Here is a 12247-nt window from a genome sequence, read left to right as displayed (position 1 = left end):
CCTACTGCGGAGCTGGCTAATAAAGCAACCGAAGCATGGGACGCCTTATAGGCTCGCGTCATGAACAAACAAGAAGAGACACCAGACACTTGCCCGCGGTGCGGCGGAGAAGTACGCCTCCGTACTCCCCTTGACGGCACCGCCCTTGGGAGCACCAAAAAGGACTGGCGGTGCGCTAAAGGCTGCATGAGCTGGAGCGAACGGTAGAGCGGCCGGTAATGTCCTTGGGGACCATCAAAGGGGATTCAGGGCATGGGAAGACCCCAAGTCCGTTCGGGCTTGGGGTCTTCCTTAAGCCAGTCTGGGACGCGAGTATCTAGTCGTCGTCTTCAGAAACCTGAAGCCTCATTTTTAGGCCGTTACCTGTGCTGTACGGAAGCTTTCCGTCGTGCTGCAAACGTCCCACCACCACTCCCGGCGAGACCTCCAGTTCGCGGGCTAATGCTTTTATGGACGCCAAAGTCATGTTGGGTACCAGCCTGTGTCCAAACTCCTTCGGAATGAGTACGTTGCAGGCGAATTCGTCGGCTTCGAGCTCTAGAGGACTGCGGGCAGGATTGCGGACTTCATTTATGATGACGGTTCGTTCATTCCCGTGCAGCAGGATGTGCCCAATCTCGTGGAAGAGAGTGAACCAAAAATTCGCGTCGTCCTTCTGGCGAAGAGACAATTGCACTACGGGATGCCCTGCTTTCCACCAGGTTGCACCGTAGGTCGATGTGCCGGGAAGATCTGAGACATAGACCAAGTGGACGCCCGCGGTCGCTAATTTTTCGACTAATTCACGCCCAAAATGATCGGGCTGCGAGACTGTCAGTTTCCGCAGTTCCGGTATCAGCTCTCTAAGGCGGTCAGCACTAAAAGGAACAGACTCTTCCTGTTGTTCCACATCTATCTCACCAAGCCTGAGCCAGGCCGCCACAGCGGCGGGCTTGGACCTGATAGACACACCTTGCCGGTACGCCGCTTCCGGCAACTGCATGCACTCCTGCAGTGCATTCAGGGAACCGGCGCGGAAGAATGTCATCAGCTCTTGGACCAACTGAGACTTGTTTTTGAGTGTGGCGGTTAGAAAACCTCGCTTGCGCAACTCCTTGTGAGGAACTTCGCTTAGGAAATCGAGATCCTCTGTCGCCAGTTTCGCCGCCTCAGTGATGCGAACCAGATCAGCACGGTGCTTAGCCTCAAGACCCAGCCAGTACTTTACAGATGCGCCAGTTGCTCGGGATAGCTTTAAAGCCGTCTCCGGCGTGAGGGTTGCCCCGTTGATTAGGGTGCTGACATGTTTGGGCGAAACGTCCATCCTCCTGGCTAGTTCGGCCTGCGATAGCCGCTGTTCTTCAAGCCATTCAGACAGGAACTCACCTGGGGCGATGGCATAGTTGGATTTGGACATCTAGCCCTCACCTCCCTGTTTTTCCTCTAGTGATAATCCGTAATTTCTTCGACGCAAACTACTGAAACTAGTTCCCACTTGTATTCAAGTTCTTGGGCATTCTCGCCGCTTACTACGATTCGATAGTTGCCGTTAAGGCTGGCAGCCCAACAGCCTTTGTAATTGGCTTCTAGCGGATGCCACTTGCCAAGGCCGTCTTGAAGTTCAAGGACATTTTCGGCTATGTCCAATTCAATTAGCCGCTTTTGCAGGGCCTTGGCAATAACAACGCCGTACTCTTTTTTCATCTGACGGTCGTCAGAGCAACTCTTCTCCAGCTTGTTGCTTGCAAAACCTACCTCCATCGGTAGCCACCGTTACCTATCAGGTAACACCAAAGATACACCAGAAATTCCCCCGACACGTCGACACGTTGAAGGCAACACGCAAGTGCAGGTGCTGCTGGAACAGGATACAGGCGAAGTATCGGGTGACTCGCGGACGCAGGGCACCACAAGGACAGAGGGGACGCGGAGGACGAATTCAAGGTGCGGGCCCGTTCGGGCGACCCGCACCGCCACTTGGGCGCCGCGGGCGAAGGTTGCGAGCATCCCGTCACTGAAGCGGGCGACTAGTCCGGGTGCACTAAGCGTGTATCTCATCGCGTGGTCCATGACAGCTTCGACGCTCTGGTCAGCATTGGACAGTTCAGCGAGTTCCTGCAGCGTTTCACCATAGTGCATAGATTTCGGCTTTTCCGGCGCCATTCCGAAACAGTAGGTCGGCCGATCACCACGCACCTGTTCTACCGGGGTTAGGGATCTGACTCTGTCACTCTTTGTTCGCTCCGGCACCAATGCGGAGGCCGCTCTGAGTCCCGCTGTCCGAGCCGAAGCGTCCTTGGAGACCTGGTTCCAGCTGGGGGCACTCAGCGGCGCTCCGCCGCACGCCAGCCAGGTGACCAACGGACGGCGTTCGCCGTTAGCATCGAGCACGTACATGTGCCGTCGTTGGGCCATGGATTCAATCTGGGTCCCCCATGTTTTCGGCACGCCAGCGATACCGGTGGGTGGTCGACCTTTAGCGCAATTCCGCGCGCCATTCGGCGTATAGGTTCTTGACAGGGATCCGTCACTATTTTGACGTAGAGAGCGGGTATTACGTGCGCCTCGCGCCTTCGCCGAGGTCGCGGAGCCTACTCAGCGGCACCTTCTCGATCAGTCGCTTCGATTGTTGCCTTCAGCAGTCGGTGGACGCCGCCCACGAGTGTCGCGGCCTCAGCAATCGTTCAGGAACCGTATTCTGATCCAATGCCCAACGAAACGCGCTCGCTCCACTGGTCCGTTGAGGAGCTCGACGCCCTCATCGACTGTTATCTCAAGATGCTGAAACTCGAAATTGCAGGCGAGAACTACAACAAGCGACAAAACAACCTGAAGCTTCAGGAGTTTGTGAAAAGGTCTCACGCCGCAATTGAATTCAAGCTCTGCAATTTGAGCGCCGTCCTGGACGGTATGGGTCGGCAGTACATCTTTGGGTACAAGCCACGGCCCCACTTTCAGGCTGCCCTGAAGGAGCGCCTTATTCTCAGACTTAGCGATTTTCCCCCAACGGAAACAGCAGATCCCACCGCCGAGTTGTCGACGCTCAAAAATGTGAAGCCTGATGGTACAGATCCGGCTCCACCGCATGATTCCCTACCAAGATCGAGTGATACCTTTGAGCCACTCAAAGAGGGGGAGTTTGTGAACGCCGAAGAAAGCGCCTACTGGCATGCACTCGGAGAATTGTGGGACCGCACGACTGGTGGAAGCGATGTCGCCGCCAAACCGACTACGGACGGGCGGAGTTCGTTGCCAACGGCACCTCGGCCGGCAGGAGTCGAGGAGGCTTGCTCCTGGTTTAAGAGCGGCCTAAACAGCGGCGCCCTCCCTCGATTCCTTTTCCTCGTGGGTGGGCCGGGTGCAGGAAAGTCCCATGCGACGGCGGATATAGTCGCTGATCTCGACCCAATCGATGCGCCCGAGGATGGGCTTGCTCACCGCAGCTATCGGTACAGTGTTGGACGTAGGGAGCTCCTCCTCATCAACGATGCCACTATCGGGAGCACAGAGCACCGCAGGAACCCACTGACCAAAGAAATTGATGCGTCTGTGCGCGCCGGCATGCACCTCATTGCTTGCGTTAATCGAGGCGTCCTAGTTGACGAAGCAGCTTCCATCAACGCCACCCAAACCTTCGAACATTCGGCGGGTCAAGTCCTAACACGTTGGCTTGCGGGCCACGCCACCGGCGATTCCAACTGGAACGTTCAAACGGATTGCGACGAACCATATCTGAGGGCTGGTCATCTTTTTGACGGCCCCGACATGGTGGCTAGCGTGCTGGTCGTTCTCGTTGACGTCTGTTCGCTCCTCGAAAAGCGCCCCGAGGTGCGCATTTCTTCTCGCGAAGATGGCGGCGCCATTTTCGCGGCGGAACCGTATGTAATTTCGGACTTTGCGAAGCGGGCTGCGGTGGACTTCGCGACACCGGCCTCTGCTTTGTTTGGCAAAGTCGTCGACTTCGTCCCTACTGACGCGTTGGACGACCCAGACATCCTTATTGACCCGATCAGGGCGAATATTGAGTCGCTTCGGTCAAGCCGCGTTCGATCAGGAATCATGGCCGTCGTGCGCGGGGCGGAGCTCAGTTCCGGGCAGCGCATGACTTTTCGAGAAATTTGGGGGACGGTCACCCGGTGCGTGCTCGGAGACGCGCCGGATCAGGTGGGCAGGCACGAGCTGCCCACCCTCATCGCCGGCCTCCAGCCAAGCACTAGTGACCCCGTACAGCGCTTTAGGGCCCTGCAGGTGCTCGCAGGGTTGCGTTTCTCTCAGGCGATCTTTGGGGGCCGAAGTCCCGGCTTTACCAGCTTCGACCCATTGAGCAACCCGATTACGAAACTTACGCATTTCGTGGACCCGATGAGGGACGCCATTCCAGGGCGCTACGACCGAAGCTGGGACTCGGGGTGGGCAACACCGTTGGCCGACGCGTTCGCCGGTCCAGTATCTAACGGTTCACCACTCGAGGCACTAGGGGAGGATCTCGAACCTCAAAGTCCATTCTCGGAGGTCCTGACCGACTTCGATAGGACGGTGGATCGCGCTTTTGTCGAGGCCATGAAAAGCCCCAAGATCGCGGACAAGGACCGCTACGCGTTCATTTCCTGGTACGGAGGATATCTTGGACGGCTTTACGCATTGGCTAACGGGATTCCAGCCTTCAGGCCGCAGATCGCTGCATGGACTCAAGCTTGGTACCTCAGTCCCAACCTTCCCGACGAGTTGAGCTTTGGGCTGCGCACTCTACTCCGCCCGAAGCGCCGGCCGGGGGACGTGGAATCAGCGTCCCTGATTCCGATTCTTGCGAGCCGTACTGACCCGATTGTTGGGGTGCAAACGGAACCGAAACTGGCGCTCAAGACCGGCGATGTCGAGATGAAGACGTTCAGGAACTCGGAAGCTCTATTCCTGGTCCTCAGCGAACAAGGAAAAGAAATATCGCGGATGCCCTTGGACTTCCCTCTGGTGAGGGAAGCGTTGGCTTGCGGTCATGAGCATGCCGGAGTGACCGAAATGACCGATGTGACATCGCCCCGCCTGGAAAGATTTAGGGCGGCGCGTCTGATTCCTACCCAACTGAATCAGGCCAACTACCGCGTCGTAGTGGGCAACTCCGACTACAGCATGACCGTAAATGGAGGCAACTAGTGGTCGCTGCAACCCACATCATCCTGCCCTTGAACCGCCCGCAATATGTGTCTGTGCCGGAAGCGTTTATCTCCTCTCTGTCGTGGAAGGTTCATAGCCACGGGGCCGCCAGAGCCACTGAAGGCGGTATTCCATTGGGATACATGTTCAGGTCCGAAACCTCCGGCACGGCGACACTGAAGGTGAAGTCGACGGCGCCGGAGGGCCGAAAACTCGTTGAGTACGGTGAGCAGCTGTCTGCTGCTGGACTCGTAACGAACGCAAAGCACGAGACTGACCTCGCATCAGCGGTTCTTAATAGCGTCGCAGGAGTCCAGGCTGAAAAGAGCAAGAGTCAGGCGGCCAGCCCTGTTACTCCTGCTTTTGCATTGCTACAGGACATGCGGGGCTTCCAGAGGACGAAGAATCCGCCGGATCTAGCCGCTATCCTCGAAGCCCTCTTCCGGCTTGGCCTCAAGGATGGCGATGACGAAACTACAGCTGCCCGGCTCTGGCTAAATGCATCTAAGAAGAGATGCGAGATTGACCCCTTGCTGTCCGCCATCGACAAGGCGACTAGGGCAGCGCTTCTCCTAGATGCCGGCTACTCGGAACTGCCAGAGGACGATTCACTAGGGCGGCGTCGAACGACAGAATGTGCTCAAGGCGGCCTGTACGATGGAACGCCCTTCTCGTGGTTTGCCAGCGCATGGCAGAAACTCACGAGCGACGAATGGGTTACGGCCCTTCCCTCCCGTGTCTGGGTCGACTGGGCGACCACCGTACTGCGGCTTGCTCTCGGGCAGGGATTCCTTTGGGAAGCTGCTTGGTATGAAACTTTGGCTCGCCGCATACTGAGCGGCGGCGGATCTGCCACCTGGTATGAGGTTAGGGAACAAATGCCCGAAATCCTGCCCTGGAAGTCGAGTCGGTCGTCTGTTGCGGTAAGGGATGTCGCCCCTCTCCTCTCCTGGCGAGTGCATCGGGCGTCCAAGATCCGGAAGATCTTGGAAGACTGGCTGGAGCCCCACACGGGAGCTGACATGGACTTTGGAGCCGCCTTAGCTGGCATGTCGGGAGACAAGGACCTCAGGGAGGCCCTCACCCTGGCCCTTGGCAGCGGCGAAAGGTCCGCAGTGAACACGTGGGAAGCGGTCAAGTACGCCCTGCTTACCCGCGACGCGAGCGGCCCGTTCGCAGACTATTACGGACTGCTCCGGTCCAGCGGGCGGTTCCTCACCGTTCAACCCGGCACAGAGTGGATGGCCGTTGTCGCGAGTTTGGCTTGCGACGGGCCCGGCAAGACCTCGGACGTGGCCACACTTATGCTGAGGCTCCAGGAGCTGGGCCTGCGGCCCGAAGCCGGCGATCTCATCCAGCTGCTTGAGAAGGCTGGTCTGGCGCGAGGTAGCGCCGATGCGGATCGCGGCGTCGTCATCGAAAGTGCTTTTTAGGAGACATGGTGGAGTTGGAATTGTTTGGTTCAGTACTAGGTCGCTGCTTGTCGTCCTTGGACTCGCTCACTGTGGCGTACCTGCCCGAAGGCATTGACGATGCGACGGCGGCGGCTCTTGTCCGACGCACGAATGGGCTCAGACCCGGTATCTCCCCCCATGCCATCCTCGTGTCGGCTCGCGAGGAAAGCGATGAAGACCCACTCTGCATCAGGGTGTCCGCCCAGAACGCCATCAAATACCGTCAGGGCAATCGACTGGCCGTCGTCGTTGGAAAGCACCCCGATTTAGCCTCCTTCGTTCAGGCCTTTCGCGAAGTCTTGGGCCAGAACTTTCCTGAGGGCGCAGGACATGAAGTCTCATTCGAAGCTATTGCCGCCGCTGCAGTAGTGGAGGTGTCAGAAGCAACCGAAATTGACACCGCTGTGGGTTGGGACCCGAAAGCTGCCAGCATCAGGCTCGCAGAGTGCCTCGCACTACTCGCCGAGGTGCACAAGGAGCTGCGTCAGGGTACGGAAAGTTGGAATACCTACTGGTTCAGGCATGTAGGCATCGGACTATCCAGGCTCGTTGAGAAGATCGCGGCTACGAAATTGATGACGCCCGAGTGCTCGATTGACGAGGTTTTCGAGCGCTACACCTACGCGGCGTTCCGGCTTCCCCGGCCCGCGGGGTCGGGTCCAACGAAGTACTCGCCGAAGAAGTTCGTGGAGGCGCTGCAATCTTACTGGGCCGATGAGACCACTATCAGTGCAACCGCGAAGTCTTTGGGACAGCTCACCGGCGGAGAATCCGGTCACCATGCCCTTGAGGACGTGGACTGGTCGGGAATTAACAGCCAGATGGCGTCCGACGATAATCAGGCGGTAGCTCTCGCAAATTACTCGCCAGCTGGATCTGATGTCACCGAAGCGCTCTGCTCACTGACGGATCGTGATTTCGTCGAACCGTTGGGGCAGGACCTGACAAAGGCTCGCCTCCAGGTCACTGACTCTGCGGGCAGACCTCTCACTGCGACCGGGCCAAGTGATTCCGGCTCCGTCGCCGTCGCGTGCGCCCGAGCCGACGAACAGTCCGGGAGGATCCTTTCCGAAGAAGTCCGTGTCAGAATTCCTGTAACGGGCGCGCCCTCGCTTGGGGAACTTAAATCCACAGGCCTCACATTCACGACCAAGACAACGAAGACGGATTGGTACGGTCATCTGGAGTGGGACGATTCCGGCTCCCTTTGGGCGATAGGCCACATTCGCCGGGCAGACAACAACGCCCCGACGCGGCCGATACAATTCCAACTCAAGGTCCCCGCGGGTGACGTTTTGTCCGGGCGCGTTAACACCTCTTTGTCATTCGACCTGTTTCTCGCACGACGTGACACCGTCGGGTTGTTGTACTTGCCCCGACGGGCAAAGGGAGCGGCAGGAAAGCCTAAATACGTTGGGGCCGACCCCACCGGGGGAACTAGCGGGGTCACGCTCGACGGACGCGCTTCCGAATATCGCTATATCACCTGGACCCACGGCGACGCGGCTGCACCCCTATACGAGGGGACCGAGATGCTGCCGCTCAACGGCCGTCCCGGGCTCTTCGCCATGGACGCGAGTCCCTTGAGCTTGGCAAATGTCGTCGTGGGCGACGTCACGTTCCAGATACGTGCAGCGGAGAGCCTGGAGGCCCCTCAGTCACCCATCGTTGCGGCCGTGAACAGGGATAGGGTGTCCAAAGATCGCCCCGAACTGGCGGTGCTCCAATCCCTTCGGGGAAAGTACGAGTCATTGCTGACCGATGAGCTGCTTAGTGGCGAATGGAACACTTGCATGGGGCATGTCATAATGCCTGCGGACAGGGCGTTACCGCTTGAAGATTTGGATGGCTATGACGGCCTCATGATGAGTGGAGCCATGGCCGGAACCTGGTCCAATGTCACGGACTTCCGAGTACCCGACGACATACTGCACTCGGCCGAAGCCGAGGAATTCAGGACCGCCTTCAAGGAGCTGGACCTCCTCGGCGCCATGCAAACGCGCGACACGGACGGCGCAATATACGTTGAATGGCCTTCCAAGACGTCTTGGCGGCACCTTTGGGAGGGCCGCGATGGGCAGCTGGAACGCTACCTTGCGTCATATGCCGATCTCGTTGAGAAGGCCCGTTGGAACGGGGACCCTGCTGGCGTCTTCTGGGCTGCCTATCCTTTCAGCATAAGTGTGTGGGCCACTGAGCCGGCTGCGAAATGCTCGGCAGTCCTGCTGAGTCCCCTCCATCCAGTCCGACTTGCTTGGTTGGCGGGCGTCGAATCCGTCCTGTGGGAGTCTGATTGGGCAAAGGACTTGGCAGGGACCGTCGAGGGCTGGAACTTTCCCCTCATAGGCCCGAAGGAAATGTCGAGCGGCCGAATGCTCGCTGTTCCCATGGAAACCGGTGATGATCAGCTATTTCTTGGCTGGTCGATGCTTGTCCGCGCGTCGATCGAGGGCCCTGAACCTCTGGAAGCGCCAGATCGAATTGGCGACCGTCCTGCGCCGGGAAGCGCTGCCAGTGGGCTGAACGCAACGGCGGTGGCAGCAGCATTGCGCAGCTATAGGCAGATGAACCCCCACGTATCGACTCTCACGGTCGATTTGTCTGCCTCGTCAGAATCTACTCGACTCCAGGAGGTTGATGACGCCGTTCTCAAGGAGGTCGAAGCGTGGACGGGGAGGCCCTCCGATCCCCTGATCGGAGGAGCGAGGATTTGGGACTCAAACCGTCGGTCGGGTGAGCCGCCACGGGAGAAAATGGCGCGCTTAGTGCGCTCAAATGAGGGCATTCCGTTGACCTGGTCGCGGTATGCCCCAGACAGCGCGAGCATGAAGCGGTGCAACGTCCGCATCCTGCAAGACGCGGGTGTACACGTCGAAGTTCAGTCCGGTCAGGGGAGAAATCTGGGCGTGCTGGGCGAGGCGCCGCTGCGCCGGTTCGAGTCTGTAGCAAAACATGGCGCTTCAAGGTCGTCATCGGCTTCCCATCCGACCTTCCGTCCGGAAACAGGGTGGGAGCCTCTTTCGCGGGCGCTTCGCCTGATCGAAGGTGCATCGAGTAGCCCCCAGATTATTTCAAAGCTGTTCAAGGCTAACTTGGTGAATGATTCTGCCGATTGGACGGTCTCGGGGGAAGCGCTGATGAACCCGAGCGCCATGGCGGAGATTGTCCAGCACTCAAGCGGCGGCAGCCAGATGTTGTGGGAGTGGCGGCCGCCCTTCCTCGACGCGTCGGCGGACGTCCCTCTTCTGGAGCGGCGCCCCTTCGTTTCTGTGGCAAGGGTTCCGGGGAGCTTTCGTGCGCAGATTAAGAAGCTGCTCGCAAAAGCCCAGGGGGGAAGCGTCACCGACGAGACGCTGGACAACCTACTTGGCCAGTTGGGCGCGCGCGGCGTTGGACTGTCTTCGCTGTTGTCTATGGGAGGAACGCACGCGTCGGGTGCGCTCGGTTTCTATCTGGCATTCGCTTTGATGAATTGCCTGAATGAGGAGTCCGACAACACATACGTCCTGCCAATCGATGCTTGCGATAGTTTTCTGCGGGCGCTGGCTCACGGAAAAAGCCATGCGGAACAAATGCGCCGTGCCGACCTCCTGATCATTCGGATGAACGAGGAAGGGGTCACGTTATCGCCCGTGGAGATCAAGTTCTACGGGTTGGGCTCCGACGACACCAACGGCAACCTCCCGGGCCCCAGCGACGCTGCCATGAATGAGCCGCTTGAGCAGCTCCGTGCGACTCAGGACCTGTTGCTCAGCGTGGCGGAAAGTTCGCGCGCCATTGGGACAAGCGGCTCGGAGGCGGACAAGGCACTCTGGTCCAATGGGCTGGCTGCGCTCGTTGAGGCGGCGATTCGTTTGCGTCCCGGTGGCAGTGCAGAACCTGAGGCTTTGGCGCGGCAGCTTGAAGATCTTGTCAATGGAAAGCTCCAAGTCCGAACCGGCCAGCCTTTGGTTTGCTATTTCAAGCATGAAGCTACTACCTCCGAGGGAGAGAGCTTCCGAGTAGTGCACACTTCCGAAATGGACGGAGCATCACCGGGCTCCGGTTTCGGCCTTCTTGCCGCAAACGCGGGCCACGCCTTCGAAGCAGTCGCGGATCCCGAAAGCGCATTGGTCCGCGAATGGGATGACCTCGTTCAATGGGCGCTTGGCAACCCGATCGTGCTTCCCGCTCCAGCCCCCTCCGAGGAGGCACCCGAGGAAGAGGACGACCCGGAGCACTCGCAGGGCCAGAAGTCGGACGTCGTTGCGGGGACAATTGAGGCCCAGCCTGACCCCAAGGAGGTAATAGAACCAGAATCTGGCGACCTCGCAGCCGAGGAAACCAATGAAGAGGCTTCCCAGATGCCTGTAGCCGTGCCCGGCCCCCAAAAAGAGGGACGCCACTACCTCCCTGACGACACTACGTTCGTCGGCGGAATTCGGGGTGACGGCGTCCGGTTCGGCGTAGGCAGGGTTCTTGGGACCTTAGGGGCGGCCACGGCAGACTACTGGCCGAGCAACACCGAGCTGAACCAGATGAATATCGGTGTCGTCGGCGACCTTGGCACCGGGAAGACCCAGCTCCTGAAAGCCCTTGTTTATCAGCTCCGAGAAGGAAGCAAGTCCAATCAGGAGACACCGCTGTCGATGCTTGTATTCGACTACAAGCGGGACTTCCAATCGACTGATTTCCTTGAGGCAGTTGGGGGAAGGGTGCTGAAGCCTTACCGGATCCCGATAAATATCTTCTCCCTCCGCGACGGTTATTCGCCTCTGGCCGCGTACCAGCGTGCCCAGCAGTTTGCCGATGTCTTGGACAAGATCTATGGCAATATCGGGCCAGTCCAGACGGATCGTCTCGTCACCTCCATCGTCAACCTCTACAAGGAGAAGCACGGTGCGCCGCCTACGCTGGCCGAAGTCCTGGCAGAGTACAGCGACGGCCAAAAACCTGACGCTGTAACGTCCATCCTTAAGCCCTTTATCCTTGGCGAGATTTTCAGCGACGATCCGAAGGAGATGATGTCGTTTGAAGAAATGATGGAAGACAGGGTCGTCATTGTAGCCCTCAATGATTTCGGCACGGACGATAACGGGAAAAACGCGCTAGTCGTCATGTTCCTAAATCTGTATTACGACTACATGCTCAACGCCACCAAGTGGCCATTTGTAGGCAGCTCGCCGCAGTTGAGAAGACTCAACTCCTTCCTGCTTGTGGATGAAGCGGTCAACATCATGAAGTACAACTTCCCGGTGCTCATGAACCTGATGTTGCAGGGCCGGGAATTTGGCTTCGGTGTTATTCTCGCTTCGCAGTACCTGGACCATTTCAAAAAGGATGGGCGCAATTACGGGCAGCCGCTATTGACCTGGTTCCTGCACAAGGTGCCTTCGGTCGCCTTGAAGGAACTGCAGGCGTTGGGCCTGCCGAATATCACCGCAGACATAGCGAGCAAGATCTCCAGCCAGAAGGTTCACCATGCTCTGTACAGTTCGTTGAACTTCTCAGGGAAGTTCATCGAGGAAGTGCCCTTCTTCAAGTTGCTTAGCGACAGAGCGGACGGCGCCTCTAACGGGTCGTAGGACCCGTGCAGTGCTCGTGCGGGGGTTCGGTGCTTGGCATCGAGCCCCCGCTTCGAACCCCGTCCCTGAGGCGAGGGCGGGATGTCGGTGGCATGTGCT

Annotated in this window: 5 protein-coding genes; 3 read left to right on the top strand and 2 right to left on the bottom strand. The window is 58.5% G+C overall.

Annotated elements, in window-relative coordinates; all coding sequences use genetic code 11:
• Positions 1-316 precede the first annotated feature (316 nt).
• Positions 317-1396, bottom strand: coding sequence for a HigA family addiction module antitoxin (locus tag AC6EUH_RS14145; RefSeq protein WP_499739032.1), 1080 nt, complete (start codon positions 1394-1396; stop codon positions 317-319).
• A gap of 26 nt (positions 1397-1422) precedes the next feature.
• Positions 1423-1740, bottom strand: a complete 318-nt coding sequence (locus AC6EUH_RS14140) for a type II toxin-antitoxin system RelE/ParE family toxin (protein ID WP_499739031.1) — start codon at positions 1738-1740, stop codon at positions 1423-1425.
• Positions 1741-2685: 945 nt separating this feature from the next.
• On the opposite strand from AC6EUH_RS14140, the gene AC6EUH_RS14135 reads away from it, so the two are divergent.
• Genes AC6EUH_RS14135 through AC6EUH_RS14125 form a run of 3 tightly spaced genes read left to right on the top strand, consistent with a single transcriptional unit; the run spans position 2686 to position 12148 of the window.
• A complete protein-coding gene (locus AC6EUH_RS14135; protein ID WP_499739030.1) occupies positions 2686-5130 on the top strand; it encodes a hypothetical protein in 2445 nt (814 codons plus the stop codon).
• The gene (locus AC6EUH_RS14130; protein WP_499739029.1) at positions 5130-6563 is read left to right on the top strand and encodes a hypothetical protein; all 1434 of its coding nucleotides are present in this window, start codon (positions 5130-5132) and stop codon (positions 6561-6563) included. The genes AC6EUH_RS14135 and AC6EUH_RS14130 overlap by 1 nt, the downstream gene beginning before the upstream one ends.
• A gap of 5 nt (positions 6564-6568) precedes the next feature.
• Entirely contained in the window at positions 6569-12148 is a 5580-nt protein-coding gene (locus AC6EUH_RS14125; protein WP_499739028.1) for an ATP-binding protein, read from the top strand.
• The last annotated feature ends 99 nt before the right edge of the window (positions 12149-12247 follow it).

Source organism: Arthrobacter sp. 001422645, assembly GCF_059816125.1.
Note: the sequence above shows the minus strand (reverse complement) of the source record. Positions and strands in the feature narration are given on the sequence as shown.